The sequence below is a fragment of the Streptomyces sp. 2P-4 genome, from assembly GCF_030167965.1.
Classification (GTDB): Bacteria; Actinomycetota; Actinomycetes; order Streptomycetales; family Streptomycetaceae; genus Streptomyces; species Streptomyces globosus_A.
This window is the reverse complement of the sequence record NZ_CP095012.1, coordinates 414,944-431,957: the sequence shown is the minus strand read 5'-3', so window position 1 is coordinate 431,957 and position 17,014 is coordinate 414,944. Positions and strand designations below refer to the sequence as shown.

The 17,014-nt window shown below is 75.5% G+C and carries 7 protein-coding genes; 4 read left to right on the top strand and 3 right to left on the bottom strand.

Features of this window, described 5'->3' with window-relative positions; translation table 11 throughout:
* Positions 1-185 precede the first annotated feature (185 nt).
* The 3 genes from MUK52_RS32520 to MUK52_RS32510 all read left to right on the top strand — a co-directional run bounded on the left by MUK52_RS32520 (position 186) and on the right by MUK52_RS32510 (position 7,782).
* Positions 186-6,563 carry a non-ribosomal peptide synthetase gene (locus tag MUK52_RS32520; RefSeq protein ID WP_284581979.1) on the top strand — a complete coding sequence of 2,126 codons (6,378 nt, stop codon included), beginning with the start codon at positions 186-188 and terminating at the stop codon, positions 6,561-6,563.
* A 146-nt stretch (positions 6,564-6,709) separates the two neighbouring features.
* On the top strand, positions 6,710-6,931 hold the full coding sequence (locus tag MUK52_RS32515; RefSeq protein WP_162793388.1) for an MbtH family protein: 222 nt from the start codon (positions 6,710-6,712) through the stop codon (positions 6,929-6,931).
* Complete coding sequence (locus MUK52_RS32510) at positions 6,928-7,782, top strand: methionyl-tRNA formyltransferase (RefSeq protein WP_162793387.1); 855 nt, start codon at positions 6,928-6,930, stop codon at positions 7,780-7,782. Before MUK52_RS32515 ends, MUK52_RS32510 begins: the two co-directional genes overlap by 4 nt.
* A gap of 207 nt (positions 7,783-7,989) precedes the next feature.
* Here the strand turns inward: MUK52_RS32510 and MUK52_RS32505 are convergent, their stop codons facing one another.
* Positions 7,990-11,181: an AfsR/SARP family transcriptional regulator gene (locus MUK52_RS32505; RefSeq protein WP_284581978.1), complete on the bottom strand. Its 3,192-nt coding sequence runs from the start codon at positions 11,179-11,181 to the stop codon at positions 7,990-7,992.
* 134 nt (positions 11,182-11,315) lie between these two features.
* Here MUK52_RS32505 and MUK52_RS32500 point away from each other — a divergent pair, with 134 nt between their 5' ends.
* Positions 11,316-11,993: a LuxR C-terminal-related transcriptional regulator gene (locus MUK52_RS32500; RefSeq protein WP_114059392.1), complete on the top strand. Its 678-nt coding sequence runs from the start codon at positions 11,316-11,318 to the stop codon at positions 11,991-11,993.
* Between the two features lie 38 nt (positions 11,994-12,031).
* On the opposite strand, the gene MUK52_RS32495 is transcribed toward MUK52_RS32500, so the two are convergent.
* Positions 12,032-13,801 (bottom strand): ABC transporter ATP-binding protein, encoded by a 1,770-nt coding sequence (locus tag MUK52_RS32495; RefSeq protein ID WP_246043023.1) that lies wholly within the window; start codon positions 13,799-13,801, stop codon positions 12,032-12,034.
* Positions 13,798-16,989 carry a lantibiotic dehydratase gene (locus tag MUK52_RS32490; protein WP_114059391.1) on the bottom strand — a complete coding sequence of 1,064 codons (3,192 nt, stop codon included), beginning with the start codon at positions 16,987-16,989 and terminating at the stop codon, positions 13,798-13,800. The genes MUK52_RS32495 and MUK52_RS32490 overlap by 4 nt, the downstream gene beginning before the upstream one ends.
* Between the last annotated feature and the right edge of the window lie 25 nt (positions 16,990-17,014).

Sequence of the window (17,014 nt, the reverse complement as noted above, 5' to 3'; positions counted from 1 at the left end):
GGGGCGCGTGGGGTGGGTGTGCGCCCCCCTTGGCTGCAACCGGGTGTGAACCGCTTTGGAGAATACGGAAGTTGGAGTGACAGGTGGGGGCGCACCGGCTCTGCGCACCCGATCGGATGATCAAATTGCGCCGACCGGGTGGCGGCCGGGCAAAACGTCACTTCGGTGCGTCTTGGATGACGTCCATGATCTTTTCAGCAGCGACGTGGGCACCCGCCTATCCCCTGGGCGATACCGGCGAGCCCCTGCCCGTGCACCGCGCCGTCGCCGCCGCCGCACTCCGCGCGCCGGACGGCACCGCGGTGGTGGAGGAGGGCGGCCGGAGGTGGTCCTATCGCGAAGTGTCGGCGTACGCAGGCGAGTTGGCCCAGCGGTTACGGGAGGCCGGGGTCGGGCCCGGGGCCGCCGTGTCGGTACGGCTGCCGCGGTCGGCGCGGCTGGTCGCCGCGCTGCTCGCGGTGTTCGAGGCCGGCGCCGCCGCCGTGGTGCTGGATCCGCGGACGCCCGCCGAGCGGCTGGACGCCGTCGAGGACGACGCCGGGTGCGCGGCCGTGCTCGTACCGGCCGGAGTGGCCTGGCGCCCGGGCCGGCCGCGGGCCGTCGCCGTGCCGGACGCCGGGGCCGCGGGATCCCGTACGGGGCCGGCCGCGACCGCGGCGGACGGGGAACTCGGGCGGGTGGCGTGCGTCTTCTACACCTCGGGGTCGACCGGACGCCCCAAGGGAGTCCAGGTCACCCACCGCAACCTGGCGCACTTCGCCGCCGACCCGCACTGGGAGGCGCCCGGGCACCGGGTCACGGCGCTCGTCTCCGCGCTCGGCTTCGACGCGCTCAGCCACGACCTGTGGCTGCCGCTCACCCGGGGCGGCACCGTCGTCGTCCCCGCCGAGGACCGGCTCGACGCCCACCGGCTGGCCGCCCTGGTCGCCGAGCACGGTGTCACCGGGGTCTTCCTCACCACCGCCTGGTTCAACCAGATCGCCGCGGACGACCCGGGTGCGCTGCGGGGGCTGCACACGGTGCTCACCGGAGGCGAGGCCGCCGACCCGCAGGCGTTCGCACGGATCCGGGCCGCCTGTCCGCAGGTGGCGCTCGGCCATGTCTACGGCCCCACCGAGTGCACCACCTTCACCACGCTGCACCCCCTGCCGCCCGGGCAGCCGTTGTCCGGGGCGCGGGTGCCGATCGGCACCGGGCTGCCCGGGGCCGCCGTACGACTGCTCGGGCCCGATCTGGCCGAGGTGCCGGACGGCGAGCCCGGCGAGGTGTACGTGGCGGGCGAGCAGCTGGCCCAGGGCTACCTGGGGCGTGCGGGCCTGACCTCCGAGCGCTTCGTCGCAGACCCGTTCGGTCCGGCCGGTACGCGCATGTACCGCACCGGCGACCTGGCCGTGCGGGGGCCCCGGGGTGCACTGGAGTACCTGGCGCGCGACGACGACCAGGTCAAGATCCGCGGCCACCGGGTCGAGCCCGGCGAGGTGCGCGCCGCCCTGGCGGCCCTGCCCGGGGTCGCGCAGGCGGTCGTGGTGGCGCACGGCGGGCGGCTGGTCGGCTACGCGGTGCCGGAGCGCGGCGCGTCCGGCGCCACCGGGGAGGAGCTGCGCGAGCGGCTGGGCCGGGCGCTGCCCGAGTACCTCGTGCCGTCGGCGGTCATGCTGGTCGACGACATCCCGCTGACGGTGAACGGCAAGGTGGACCGGGCGGCGCTGCCCGCGCCCGCCGCCGTACGGGGCGGTGCGGGCGGTGTCGCGCGGACGCCGGCCGAGCGGGCGCTGTGCGCGGCGTTCGCGGAGGTGCTCGGGCTGGCCGGGGCCGGCACCGGTGACGACTTCTTCGCACTGGGCGGCGACAGCATCACGGCGATGCGGCTGGTCAGCCGGGTCCGCCGGGAGAACGTGGCGATCAGCTCCCAGGACGTCTTCCGGCTGCGGACCCCGGGCGCCCTGGCCGCCTGCGCGCAGGCCGCGGCGCCGGCCGCGGACCTGCTGCACCAGTCGGCGACCGGCCGTCTGGAGCTGCCTCCGATCGCGCTGTGGCTGCGCGAACAGGGGGCAGGCGTGGGCGAGTTCGTGCAGTCTCAGCTCCTCGAGACGCCGCCCGGGCTGGCGCGTGAGGCGCTCGTCGCGGCCCTGCAGGCGGTGCTCGACCGGCACGACGCCCTGCGCACCCGGCTCCCCGACCTGTCCGCGGACACCGTGTGGCAGCCCGAGGTGCTGCCGCCGGGCGAGGTGGAGGCGGGCACGCTGCTGGACGTGGTGGACGTACGGGACCTGCCGGGCGCCCCGTCCGCGCGCGAGGTCCGGGAGGCGGTGGCGTGCGCCATGCGGTCGCTGGACCTGCCCGCGGGGCGGGCCCTGCGCGCGGTGTGGTGGGACGCGGGCCCGGCGCGGGCGGGCCGGCTGCTGCTGGCCGCGCACCACCTGGTGGTGGACGGGGTGTCCTGGCAGGTGCTGGTGCAGGACCTGGCGCGGGCCGCGGAGGATCCGCGGGCGCTGGGCGCCTGGGGCACGGGAACCCCGTACCGGCAGTGGGTGCGGGCGCAGACCGGGCGGGCCGGCAGCGACGAGGTGCTGGCGACGCTGCCGCACTGGCTGGAGGCGGGTGCACCGGCTGCCGTGCCGTGGCCGTCGCGCGGGGCGCTGGATGCGGAGTCGGACACCGTCGGGACGTCCCGGTCCCGGGAGTCGGTGCTGCCCGCCGAGGTCGGCCGGGCCCTGCTCACCACCGCGCCGGCGTACTACGGCGCGACGACGCAGGAGCTGCTGCTGGCCGCGCTGGCGGTGGCCGCCGCCCGGCGCAGCGGGTCCCCGACGCTGGTCCCGGACACCGAGGGGCACGGCCGGGACGGCGGGTCGGAGGCAGGCGGGGCGGAGGCCGGAGTCGCCGCCACGGTCGGCTGGTTCACGTGCATGTTCCCCGTCCGTCTGACCGCGGACCCGGGCGCGGCGGACGCGGACCTCGCGGACGCGGTGCGCGCCGTACGCGAGCAGTGGCGGCGGGTGCCGCGCGACCGTGCCTCGTACGGGCTGCTGCGCCACCTGCACCCGCAGGCCGGCCGGCTGCTGGCGGCCGCGCCGGGGCGGCCGGTGCTCTTCAACTACCTCGGCCGGTACGCCGTCCCGGGCCGTGACCCGTGGCCGCACGCGGCGGAGGCGCCCGTCCTCGGCATCCACCGGGCCGCCCGGCAGCCGCTGTCGCACCCGCTGGAAGTCAACGCGGTCGTCGACGAGCGCACCGGGGAGCCGCTGCTGACCGCGGTGTGGCGGTGGTCCGCGCGGCTGGTCGACAGCGGCGAAGCGGAGGGCCTGGCCGCGGAGTGGGCCCGTGTGCTGGCCGCGCTCGCCCGAGTGGCGGACGGCGGTGCGCGGCCGGGAGGGGCCGGGGCGGCCCTCGTGCCCGGGCAGCGGGCGGAGGAGCAGTGGCCGTGCTCGCCGCTCCAGGAGGGGCTGCTCTACCACGCCCACGAGGGCGGGGGCGCCGCGGATCCGTACCACGTGCAGACCGTGCTCGACCTGGAGGGGCCGGTGGACGCGGGCGCGCTGCGCTCGGCGCTGGGCCTGCTCGTCGAGCGGCATCCGGCCCTGCGGGCCGGGTTCCGGTGGGACTGCGGGGGCCGGGCGGTGCAGTTCGTGCCGGAGAAGGCCGCGGTGCCGTTGCGGGAGGTGGACCTGGCGGGGCTTCCCGAGGGCGCGCGCGGGCCCGCCGCGGAGGCGGAGGCGCTCCGGGACCGGGACGAGCCGTTCGACCCGGCCGCGCCGCCGCTGCTGCGGGCCGTGCTGCTGCGGCTGGGCGGGGGCCGCTCGCGGCTGCTGCTGAGCTACCACCACATCCTGATGGACGGCTGGTCGATGCAGGTGGCGCTGGCCGACCTGGCCGACCTGTACGGGCAGGCCGCCTCGGGCGCGGTGCCGGCGCTCGCCGCGCGGCCGTCGGCGCTGGCGTACCTGCGGTACGTCGCCGATCAGGACGCGGCGTTGGCGGGGAAGCACTGGCAGGCCCTGCTCGGCGGCGTGAGCGAGCCGACGCTGCTGACGCCGCCGCCGGGCGCCGGCGGGGAGCGGGGGCGGCCGCGCACGGTGCTGGTGGAGCTGCCGGCCGGGCGCACGGCCGCGCTGCGGGCGCGGGCCCGGGAGCGGGCGCTGTCGCTGAACACGCTGGTGCTGGGCGCGTGGGCGCTGGTGCTGGCCCAGTTGACCGGCCGGACGGACGTGGTGTTCGGCACGGTCGTCGCGGACCGGCCGCCCCACCTGCCCGGGGTCGAGTCCATGGTCGGGCTGATGAACAACGCGGTGCCGGTGCGCGTGGACACCGCGGCGGCCGGCGACCGGGGCGGGCTGCTGGCGGCGCTCCAGGAGCAGCGGACCGAGATGATGCCGTTCCAGCACCTGGGACTGGCGGAGATCATCCGCGGGACCGGGCTGCGCGAGCTGTTCGACACCGTCGTCGTGCTGGAGACGTATACGGACGCCTTCGCCACCCGGTGGGGAGCTGACCTGCGGGTGGTGTCCAGCCGGGTGGAGAACGGCACGCACTACCCGCTGTGCGTGCTGGTCTCGCCCGGGGAGCGGATGGCGATCCGGGTCCAGTACCAGCCGGGGAGGCTCGGCGGGGAGGGGGCTCGGGAGATCGGGGCGCGGCTGGTCGAGGCGTTGGACGCGCTGGCCGCCGATCTGGACGTGCCCGCCGCGCAGCCGGTTGCGGCGGTCGGGGCGGCGGGGGCGGGCGCGGGCGCGGAGGAGCTGCTGCCGGTGCCGGTGCCGGTGCCGGTGCTGGAGCGGTTCGCCGGGCACGTGCGCACGGCTCCGGGGCGGCCGGCCGTCGTGGACGGTGCGGGGGTGCTGGACTACCGGGGCCTGGACTCGGCCTCGGACCGGCTGGCCGGGGAGCTGTCCGACCGCGGCATCGGGCCCGAGGACGTCGTCGCCCTGTGCCTGCGGCGCGGCCGGGACGCGGTGGCGGCGATGCTGGCGGTGCTCAAGGCCGGGGCCGCGTACCTGTGGCTGGATCCGCGGCACCCGGCCGCCCGGGTGGCGGCGCTGGCCGCCGAGGGGCGGCCCGCACTGCTCGTACGGCAGCGGGAGTTCGATGCGGCGCTGTCACTGGTCGACGCCGCTGTGCCGCGGATGCTGCTGGAGCCGCGGCACGTGGCGCCCGAGCCGCCGGCCGGACCGGGCGGGCCGCGGGTGCGCCGTCGTCCGGTGCGGCTGCCCGGGCATCCGGCGTACGTGGTGCACACGTCGGGGACACAGGGGGTGCCGAAGGCCGTGGTGATGCCAGGGGCGGCCCTGGACCGGCTGGTGGACTGGCACGAGGAGCGCTTCCCGGCGGAACCGGGGTCGGTGACGGCGCAGTTCACGTCCATGGCGTTCGACGTCGCCACGCAGGAGGTCCTCACCGCGCTGTGCACGGGCCGTACGCTGGCCGTCCCGGACGCGGACACCCGGGCCGACGCGGCCGCCTGGACAGCATGGCTGCGTACGCACCGGGTGACCGAGCTGTTCGCGCCGACGCCCGTACTGGCGGCGCTGTGCGAGTTCGCGGACGGGGAGCGGGAGACGCTGCCCGACCTGCGGCACCTGGTGCAGGCCGGCGAGGCGCTGGTCGTCGGGCCGCAGCTGCGCAGCCTGTGCGCCCGCGGCGGGAAGCGGCTGCACAACCATTACGGGCCGGCCGAGACGCACGTCGTGACGGCAGGCGAGGTCGCCGGGGAGCCGGCCGGCTGGCCCGCGCGGCCCCCGATCGGGCGTGCGGTGCCCGGGTCGCGGGTGCGGGTGCTGGACGCGGGGCTGCGGCCGGTGCCCGACGGGCTGGTCGGCGAGCTGTACCTGGCAGGCGGCCAGGTGGCGCGCGGGTACCTGGGCCGGCCGGGGCTGACCTCGGCGCGGTTCGTGGCCGACCCGTGGGGGCCGCCCGGGTCGCGGATGTACCGCACCGGTGACCTGGCGCGGAGGCTGCCGGACGGCGCGCTGGAGTTCACCGGCCGCAACGACGACCAGGTCAAGATCCGCGGGCACCGCATCGAGCCGGACGAGGTGCGGGCCGCGCTGGCCGACCTGCCCGGGGTGGTGCAGGCCGCCGTGGTGGCGGGGCCGGACGGGCGCGGCGGCAAGGAGCTCACCGGGTACGCCGTCGGCGCGTCGGAGACCGGCACGCCCCTCGACGGGGGTGCGCTGCGGGCCGCGCTGGCGGAGGTGCTGCCGGACTTCATGCTGCCCGCGCGGGTGGTGGTGCTGGAGCGCATGCCGCTGACCGTGAACGGCAAGGTGGACCGGCGGGCCCTGCCCGAGCCGCTGCGGGCGCCCGCCGTGCAGCGGGAGCCCCGCACCCCGGCGGAGCGGGTGGTGGCCGAGGCGTACGCCGACGTGCTGGGCCTGGAGCGGGTCGGCGTGGACGACGACTTCTTCGACCTGGGCGGGCACTCGCTGCTCGCCGCCCGGCTGCTCCAGCGCCTGCGCGAGGGGCTCGACCCGTCGGTGACGCTGGCCCAGGTGATGCGGCGGGCCACGCCGGCGGCGCTGGCCGCCGCGGTGGCGGCGGAGGCGCCCGTACGCGTACGGGGCTGACCGGGGGCCGGTCCCGGCCCGGAGCCGCGGGGACCGGCCTCAGCCTGCGCCGCTGTTCTCCCTTGACCGATGGCAGTGCCATCCGGCGGTGCGCTGCGCCGCCGCGCCCGCATCCGCATTCCGCATTCCACACACGAGGAGACCTCATGAACCCCTTCGACGACCCCGACGGCACGTTCGTCGTACTGGCCAACGACGAGGAGCAGCACAGCCTCTGGCCCGCCCACATCACCGCTCCGGACGGCTGGCGGGAGGTGCACCCGCGCGCCGACAGGGCCACCTGCCTGGCCTGGGTCGAGACGTCCTGGACCGACCTGCGGCCGCGTTCGCTGCGGGCCGCCGGGGCCGCTGCCGGGACCGCCCGGTGAACGCGCCGGACACGCCCGTGCTGCGCGTCGCCGTCGTGGCCGCGCTGCCGCAGACCGCACCCCCGCTGGTCGAGGCGCTGTGCGCCCTCGGGCACCGGGTCCCGGTGGTGGTAGGCCACCGGCGCCCCGCCGACTGGCCCGGGCACGTGCTCGGCGAGCACGACCTGCCGCCGGGGGTGGACCTGGCCGTTCCCTCCCGTACGGATACGATCGCGGGCCTGTTGGGCGCGTACGCCGTCGACGTGGCCGTCAGCTACGGCTACCCGCGGAAGCTGCCCGCCGCCGCTGTGGCCGCGGCCCGGCTGGGGACCGTCAACTGCCACCCGTCCGACCTGCCCTCGTACCGGGGGCCGAACCCGGTGGGGTGGGCCGTGCGCAACGGCGAGCGTGCGATCGGCGTGACGTGGCACCGGATGGACGCGGAGCTGGACACCGGCTCCGTGCTGGCCCGGACGACGATCGCCCTGGACGACGAGGCCTGGTCGTTCACCGGGGTCAACGCCCGGGTGCTGGAGGCGGCTTCGGAGCTGCTGCCGCTGGTGCTGCGGCGGCTGGTGCGCGGGGACGAGGGCGAGCCGCAGCCGGCGCGGGAGGGCAGCTGGGCCGGGTTCTTCGCGGAGGACTACGCCGCGGTGGACTGGTCGGGGCGGGCCTCGGACATCCACAAGCAGGTCCGCGCCTGGAACATCGCCGGACACCACCCGCGCGTACAGGGCCCGGTGGCGGTGATCGACGGCACACCCTGGCGGCTGCGCCGCACGACCCTGCACCAGCCGCCCCCGGGCACCGGCCGCCGCATCGCCTGCGGCGACGGCGACCTGTGGGTCCTGGCGGCAGACCCGTTGGTCTGAGGGCCTGTTGAGAGAGTGCTGGTCACAGCCATTCGCCGGTGGCTGCGACCAGCACCGTCGCTTCGGGTCCGCCGGTGCCGGGCGCGGGGCCGGCACGCCGACGGGGTGCGAAGAACGCGGCAAACGAAGGCGCGGGGTGCGCCGGAATGCCTGGTCGGCCGGGGCGCGTGGGCTCGGTGGGCGGTGCCGGGGGCTCTGCCTCGGCGTTCAGCCCGTCGCCCCCTCGCGGGACCGCTGCGCCAGAGCGAGGGCCTCGGCGCGGTAGTGCCGGTGACCTGGCTCCGGCAGCAGTACGGCAGCCTGCTCGGCCCGCAGGGCGGCGGCTTCGGGCTCGCCGTGCTCCAGGGAGGCCTCGGCCAGCAAGAGCAGCGCTCGGGCTTCGAAGAGTCCGTACCCTCTGCGGCCGGCCGACTCGCGGGCCGCCTCCGCGAACCGCGCCGTGTCCGCCGGCCTCCCCAGGCGCAGGCTGGAGTCCGCGAGGCCCAGCAGGGCCCGGAGCTCGGGAGTGCGGGCGTTGCAGCGCCGGGCCAGGCCGCGGGCGGTCTCGAAGTGCTTCAGGGCGACGCCGTGGTTGCCGACGCTCTGCGAGAGCAGAGCCCGCCCCACGTACAGGTAGGACTCTGCGCGGGCTTCACCGGTCGCGGTCTCGAAGCCCCGGTCGATGTGGTCGAGGGCACCCGCACGGTCGCCCGACCGGATCATGGTCAGCGCGAGCCAGAAGAAGGTGTAGGCGATGTCGACCTGGTTGCCGAGGCGCCGCTGGATCTCGGCCGCCCGGTCCAGGGCCGCGCGGGCGCGCTCCGGGCGGCCGCTCTCGTGCAGCACCGCTCCGAGGTTGCGCTCGGCGAGTGCCGCCGCCGTCGGGAAGCCCAGCTCGTCGTAGAGCACCAGCGCCCGGGTGAGCTGCTCCTCGGCCTCGGCCAGCCGGCCCATCTCGTGGAGGATCGCCCCCACGTTGCCCGTGGCGATGGCCCCGCCGGCGCGGAAGCCCGTACTGCGGCCGAGTTCCACACACCGCTCGCCGTGGCGCAGGGCCTCCTTCAGGTCGCCCACGTACCACGAGGCGAGGCACAGGCTGTTGTGCGCGGCGCTCTGGCCCTCCGTCGACCCCGTGGTGCGGTACAGGTCCAGGGCTCGGCGGTCGTGGCACACGGACATGTCGTAGTCGCTCTGGTTCAGGTAGGCGCTCGACAGGCTGCGGTGCGCGGCGGCCTGTCCGTCCAGGCTGCCGTCGGCCTCCGCCGCGGCGAGGCCCGCCGCGCCCACGGCGAGCCAGTCGACGGCGTAGGCCCGCCTCATCATGTACGGACGCAGGGCGTCGGCGAGCGTCCAGGCGAGCTTGCGCGGTCCGTTTTCCGCGGCGTGCTGCACGAAGGCCACGGCGTTCGGGCGTTCGGCGTCCATCCAGTCCAGGGCCTCGGCGGCGTCCGCGAAGCCGAGGCCCTGGCCGGCGCTCTCCACGGGCAGGCGCAGGGCTTCGGGCTGGAGGAGCCGCACGGCGTTGTCGGTGCTCCCCAGGTACCACGCGTGCAGCCGCGCGAGGGCGGCCGACTCGTCGTCCTGTTCCCGCACCCGCTCAGCGGCGTAGGCGCGCAGCAGGTCGTGGAAGGAGAACCGGCCGGGCGCGTGCTCCTCCAGCAGATGGCTGCGGACCAGTTCGTCCAGCAGTGCCCCGGCGGCCCGGGGGTCCACCCCCGCAAGGGCCGCGGCGGCCCTGAGCGGGAGGTCTCCGCCGGGGACCAGCCCGAAGAGGCTGAACATCCGTGCGGCGGCCGGGGAGAGCGTGGCGAAGGACATGTCGAGCACGGAGCGGACCGCGGTCCCTTCGTCCCCCGGCACCTGGAGCGCCCCCAGCCGGTCCCCGGTCAGCCGGGCCGCCTGCTCGGCGAGGGAGCGCCCGGGGTGGACGGCCAGGTCCGCCGCGGTGATCGCCACGGCGAGCGGCAGGTAGGCGCAGGCGGCGGTGAGGGCGTCGGCGGCCCCGGGCTCCGCGTGGACCCGGTGGGCGCCGATGATGTTGAGGAGGACTTCCTGGGCTTCGGCGGGTTCCAGCGTCCGCAGCGGGAGCGGTGTCGCGCCCTCCCGCGCGACGAGGCCCGCGAGCGAGTCGCGGCTGGTCACCAGGACCAGGCACTCCGAGCTGCCCGGGAAGAGCGGGCGTACCTGGTCGGCGCTGTGCGCGTTGTCCAGGACGACGAGCATGCGCCTGCCCGCGCACAGCGAGCGGTAGAGGGCCGCGGCCCGGTCCGCCTCCACCGGGATGTGCTGGGCGGCCACGCCGAAGGCCTGGAGGAAGCCGGCGAGTGCGTCGATGGGCCGCAGCGGCCGGCCCGCGTCGTGGCCGCGCAGGTTCACGTACAGCTGTCCGTCGGGGAAGGAGTCGCGTCGGCGGTGCCCCCAGTGGACGGCGAGGGCTGTCTTTCCGGCGCCGCCCTGGCCGGTGATCAGCGCGGTCCGCACCGTACCGGTGGACACGGTGCCGGTGGTGGGCAGCATCGCGTCGAGTCGCCGCAGCGCATCCGCCCGGCCGGCGAACGCCGGTGTGGATCCCGGAAGCTGGGCGGGTGGCGTCTGCCCGGCGGCGGTCTGCGCGCGGCGGCTCGCGCTTCGGGGGGCCGGTTCGGTCAGCGGTGCGCGTTCGTCCGTGAGGGCGGGGTCGTCGGCCAGGACGCGCCGGTGCAGCGCGGTCAGGTCGGGGCCGGGCTCCAGCCCCAGCTCCTGCACCAGTCGGGCGCGCGCCTGCCGGTAGGCGGTGAGGGCTTCGCCCCGGCGTCCCGAGCGGTACAGGGCGAGCATCAGCTGTCCGTGGAGCCGCTCGCGCAGCGGATGGTTCCCGATCGCGGACCGGATCTCGCCGACGACGTCCGCGTGCCGGCCCAGCCGGAGGTCCGCTTGGACGCGGTTTTCGAACGCGACCATCCGCAATTCGTTCAGCCTGGGCGCCTCCACCTGGGTGAGCCGGTCCGCGCGGCTGCCCGCCAGCGCCTCCCCCTGCCACAGGGCCAGAGCCGCGCGCAGCCGGGCCGACGCGGTGGCGTCGTCCCCGCGCTCCGACGCCTCGGCCGCGCCCCGGGTCAGCCCGTCGAACTCCCGCAGGTCCAGGACGCCGTGGTCGAGCCGCAGGACGTATCCGCCGGGCTCGGTGGCCAGGACGTCCCGACCGGTACGGCAGTCGCCCAGGGCGTGCCGCAGCCTCTTCACGTAGTTCTGCAGGGTGGTGCGTGCCGTCGAGGGGGGCGCCCCGCCCCAGATCCCGTCGATCAGCTGTTCGGCCGGCGCGGGGCGGTCGGCGTTCAGCAGGAGCAGGGCAAGCAGATCCCGTTCCTTCGGCGCCGTGATCGCCACAGGCTCGCCTGCGCGCTGGACGGTCAGCGGCCCCAGGATCCGATAGTGGAACACCCGCACCCCTCTCCTGCTTTCGTTCGGGTGCAGGGGAGCTTACGGGAACTCCCGTGCGAGGCCCCGCTAGTAATCCGCTAGCGGGGCCTTCACATGCTGGCGCCACGTTCGTCGCGCTACATCGGAGTTGTTTCATGACCACGTCTGCGTCCGGCCAGAACAGGCTTCGAGTGGCCCTGGTGGAGGGCCGTCCCCTGCTGCGTGCAGGCATCAGGTCCGCACTCGACGGTGCGGGGGGCATCGACGTCGTCGCGGAGGCCGGGGAGGCCGGTCAGGTGGTGCCCATGGCCCTGGGCGCCGCTCCCGACGTCGTTCTGATGGACCTGGACCTGCCCGGGTCCGCCTCGGTGGAGCTGTGCAGGGCGCTGGTCCGCGATGCCGGGGTGCGGGGGATCCTGGGGATGACGGGCCGCGGCGACGACACAGGGCTGCTGCGGGCGGCGCTGCTGGCCGGAGTGCGCGGGTACGTGTCCAAGTCGGCGGGAGCGCACGAGATGGTCGGGGCGGTGCACATGGTGGGCAGCGGGTTCATGGTGGCCGGCGATGTCGCGGTCCGGCTGGTGACCAGTCTGCTGGCAGTGCCCGGGCCGAGGGCGGAGCCGGATCCGGTGCCCATGCTGACCCGGCGGGAGCGGGAGATCCTGGACCTGGTGGCCCGCGGGTACGACAACCGCCGGATCGCCCGCGCCCTGACCCTGGCCGAGAAGACCGTACGCAACCACGTGTCGGCCGTCTTCGCCAAGATCGGCGTCAACTGCCGTGCGCAGGCGGTGGTCTACGGGCGGGAGGCCGGCATGGGGCTGGCGCGCTGACGGGCACGCCCAGGCAGGGGCGGGGCCGGCGGGCGGGGTCAGTGGTAGCCGGCCGCCTGGAGGTCGAACAGGGACGCGTACAGTCCGCCGGCGGCCATGAGTTCCTCGTGCGCGCCCTGTTCGAGCACGCGGCCGCCGTCGAGCACCACGATGTGGTCGGCGGTGCGGACGGCGGAGAAGCGGTGCGCGACGAGGAGCGAGGTGGCCCGGGTGTGGACCCTGCGCAGGACGTCGAACACCTCCGCCTCGGCGGCGGCGTCGATCGCGGCCGTCGGCTCGTCGAGGATCATGACCGGGGCCCGGCGGACCACCGCCCGGGCCAGGGCCACCTTCTGCCACTGCCCGCCCGAGAGCTGGTGGCCGCCGGCGAACCAGCGTCCGAGCTGGGCGTCGAGCCCGCGCGGGAGGCCGGCGAGGACTTCGCGGGCTCCGGCGGTCACCGCCGCCTGCCACAGCAGCCGGTCGTCGTCCAGCGCGGACACCCTGCCGAAGCCGATGTTCTCCCGGACCGGTGCCTCGTACTGCTGGTAGTCCTGGAAGACCATCCCGATGTTCTCCCTGAGGTCCTCGAGGTGGTAGTCGGCGAGGGGCCGGCCGTCGAGGAGGATGCTGCCGCCGGTGGGCTCGTAGAACCGGGTGAGCAGTTTGAGCAGGGTGGACTTTCCCGAGCCGTTGCGGCCGACGAGTGCCACGCAGGAGCCGGCCGGCACGGTGAAGGAGACCCCGTCGAGGACCGGCCTCTCGTCCCCCGGGTAGCTGAAGCGGACGTCACGGAACTCGATGCCGCGGGCCAGCAGGGGCGGGACGGGGAGCATGCCCCCGGCTGTGGCCGGCTGCTCCTCCATGTCGAGGAACTCGAAGAGGTGGCCGAGGAAGAGGCAGTTCTCGTACAGGTGCACCCCGCTCGCGAAGAGGCTCCGCACCGATGCCTGGATCAGTGTCACGCCCGCGATGTACCCGGCGAGGACGCCCACCTGCCCCGTGGACAGTGCGGATCGGACGGCCAGCAGGATCGCCGCCACCAGGGTCCCGGCGCTGAGCAGGCCGAACAGCGCGCTGAACACGGCCCGGCGGTGCTCGATGCGCCGGTCGTCCGCGTGGAACCCCTCGACCAGCGTCCGCGACCGGCCGAGGAGAAGGGGCACCAGGCCGAACAGCCTCGTCTCCTTGTATGTCTGGTCGTTGGTGAGCAGGTGCTCCAGGTAGGTGAGCCGCCGGCGGCCGTCCGCCCGGGCCCGCTCCACGGCATGGGTGCGGCGGCTGAAGTGCAGGTTCACCAGCGCCGCGGGCACCGGTGCGAGGCAGATGGCGACGGCCACCGGCACGCTCGTTCCCAGCAGCACGGCGCCGACGGCAAGGAAGGACACCGCGGCCGACCCGGTCGCGATCAGGTGCGTGAGGACCTGGAAGGGGCGGAACGCGGACTCGCGGGTGGCGCGCTGCAGCCGGTCGTAGGTGTCCGGGTCCTCGAACTGGCCGAGGGAGAGCCGCGCCGACTTCTCCATGATGGTCAGCCCGAGCGCATCCGGAAGGCGGCTGCGCAGCAGTGCCTGCTGGTGGTCGTGGAGGACCGCGAGGAAGTGGCCCGCGACGGCCGCGCCCGCCAGACAGCCGCCCGCCGTGAGCGCCGGCGCGGCCGGGGCCCCCCGGCCCGCCGCGTCCGCCACGGCCTGCACCATCCGGGCGGTGAAGTACACCTGGACTGCGGGAAGGAGTGCCGAGGCCGTGGACAGGACGGACACCGACACGACCTGGCGGGGGCTGGTCCGCCACAGCAGCCGCAGCGACCTCGCCGCGAGCCGGATCACGGTCGCCCCCCGCCCGCACCGGGACGGCCCTGGACGGCACGCAGGGCGAGCGCCCGCAGGTGGTGGCTGCGGATCTCACGGTCCCGGTCCAGGCCGACGAGCCGGATGAACTGCATGTGGGCGAGACTGTCGAGGATCTCGTGCTCCGTGCCGACCAGATGTCCGGACCGCGCCAGGTCACGGACGCGTTCCCCCGCGGCGGCCACCGCCGGGGCCTGCCGGGCGAGCACCGCGGCGAGGTCGTGCGACCACTGCCGGGCCGGCGGATCGGGATGTGCGTCCCACGGTGCGATCAGGTCGCCCAGGGTGCGGCGCACCGTGCGGAACAGGTCGCGGGTGGCGGGCGGTACGTCCCTGACCGCAGCTGCGGCGGTTTCCCCCGGGGGCGCCCACTGGCGGTGCAGCACGTCCAGTGCGTAGGCGGTGACGGTGTCGGTGTCGATGCCGGGGCGGCCGCGCAGCAGGCCCAGCAGGCGCGTCGCCATGTCGCTGTTCGCTTCGAAGACCGCCTCGGCGGCGTCCATGGCGAGCGGGCCGCCGTAGCGTTCGGTCTCTCGGTCGTAGGAGGCTACCGCCAGGTCGGAGGCGAGTCCTGCGTCGACCAGCTCCTTCGCCCAGCCGACGAGTCTGGTGAGCGGCGCGGCGACTGCGGCGCCGGGGGCCTTGCGGACGCGTATCCGCAGGTGTGGGTGGGGGTCGGCGTACCGGATGAAGAACCACCGGTCGATCAGGCCCTCGTCCCGCAGTCCCCGGACGAGCGCGGGCAGGGCGTCGGCGAGGATGTCGTCGTGCCGGGCGACAGCGGCATAGAGCTTCAGGTGGGTCCAGTCGCCGCCGGCCGTGCGGCGCTTGGCACCGGCGGGGTCGGCGCCCCGCTCGCGGAGCGTCGCTGCGGCTGCCGGTGACATGGCGGGCAGCGGCCTCTCCACCGCCGTCTTGCGTGCCAGCAGAGGTACGACGATCTCGTTCGCGTAGGAGCGGCCGTCCACGTCGCGCAGCCACGACGGCTTCGTGGGATCGGCCACGGCTTCCTCCAGCACCAGCGCGCCGGGGCCGCCGGGGCCGTAGGACGTGCGCAGCGCGCGCTGGATCTCCTCCGCGCACAGGGGATTGTCCAGGTCGAGGAGGAGCCGGTGGTCGAACAGGCTCAGGTGGACCCAGCGGGGTACCCGCCAGGTCTGCCGCCATGCGCGGAAGGCGTCGAGGAAGGCGTCCCCGTCCGCGGCGTCCGCGCAGTCGGCGGGAGAGCCCGGAACGTCGGAGCCGAACAGCCAGCGAGCGGGCTTGAGCACGATCCGTCCCCTGGTCACGCGGGGCAGGAACGGTGCCCGGCCGAGGGAGCCCCAGGAGAACTCGGCGAGGGGGGCCCAGCCGTCCTCCGAGACCTCCAGCAGGAACCGGCACACGTTGGGCGCGCTGCCCCAGTTGACGAGGTGGCTCTGGGTGACGTGGAGCTGTCGGCCGTGGCGGGCGGACCGCAGGTAGAAGCGGTCTCGCGTCGCCCCCACCAGCACGTCGGAGAGGTCGATCCGCTCGACACCGCCCTCCGTGGGCGTGGCGTTGACGCAGATCTCGTGGCGGCGGAGCGGGGGGTGGATGGCCACGTTCCCCCGCCGTGCCTCCATCTGGGCGTACTCGAGCTCGGCGAAGACCGTGCCCGGGCACAGTTCCTCCTCGGCCGCGGCGTACTCCCGGAGCTCTTTGCGGAAGTCCTCACCGAGGAGGTCGAAGAACCGCCCTGCGAATCGGCCGCCGTCCCGCATGGAGCCCGTACTCAGTACGAACTTCCAGTCGCCGGAGTCCAGTTGCTGCCGCGATCCGGCGACCACCTGTCCCATGACGTCGAGTGACGGGCGGGCGTCCGGACCTGATCCCCCTTCGTCCCTGGGGCGCCACGCCTCGAGGAAGTCGTCCGTGATCTCCACCTCGGACTGCCCCTGGCGGAGCGCGGCGGCGGCGAGGGCGGCCAGGGCGGCGTCCTGCTCCCGCGGGTCGTTGCGCGGGGCGGGGGTCAGGGGCAGGGCCCGGGGCGGGAACCTGTACGTCTCCGGGGCGTCCAGGCCGGTCTCGGGGCTCAGCAGGTCCAGGACCGGCACTTCGGCTCCGAGGCCGTACCGCTCCAGGAACTCCCTGTGGTACACGGCGAGGTGGTGGAGCCGGGGGGCCTGCCCGCCAAGGCGCAGCAGGACCTCGGCGGCGTCCGCGGCCTCGGAGGCGACCTGGGCGTGGAGCGTGGTGCCGAGCAGATCGAGCCGGGCGTCCACGTGGAAGGGGGCCTGGGTGTGCCCCGGCACGACCGTCCTCTGGTGCTCGGCCAGCTCCGCCAGCAGTCGGCCGCCTCCGCCGTCGGGACCGGCCTGGTCGGCGGCCGTCGCCAGCTGCCGCGTGCGGCGCAGCGCCCGGCGGTGGCGTTCTGCATGGTGGATGCCTTCGAGGCGGTCGAGGACCGCCTGCTCGGGGTGCGGGTGGGTCGGGGCCGGGCGGAGGTCGCTCGTCAGCATGCCCAGGTCCCACAACCGGTCCACCAGCTGCCTGATCTTCTCCGGCGGGGCCGTGGGGAACTCTCCGGCCATCGCGGCGATCAGGTCGGACCCGCGCGGCCGGCCGGCCGCCCTGGTGAGGGCCGCGGTCACGACCCGGGTGGCGCGGACGCTGCTCGACTGCCGGTCCGCCGTCCCCGGGGCCTGGGTCACAGGCAGCGTGATCCGGCCTGCGATGTGCTGGAGCAGCGGGTTCGCGCGGACCGTCAGCTCACCGCGCAGTGCGGGGTCGGCTTCCATCTCCTTGACCAGTTCCATGAGCCACCCCATGTCCGCGCGGGTCCTGCTTGCGGCCGGGCGCTCACCGGCGCGTGCCAGCGTGGTGGCCTCCCCGAACCGGCCAACCGCCACCTGCGCGAACAGGCCGTACGGCGTGGGCCTGGAGCACATCCTGGACAGGTAGCGCAGCAGCGAGGAGTGCATCCGGTCGGCGGACCGGCCGCCGGCTCCGGGGGTGTTCCTGTCCAGTTCCGCGGCCAGACTGCGGCTGGCCACTCCGATGGCCTGCCGCACCAGGGGCTGCTCCCCCAGTGTCCAAAGGTGGTCGCGGGCCTGTCGGCCGCGGCCGTCGAGCGCCTCGACGTAGGGGTCGAGCGGCAGCGCCGGAGAGCGGACGAGGAAGAATCCCGCGGGGGTGTACAGGCTCATGGGGTCACTCTTTTCCGCAGGTGGT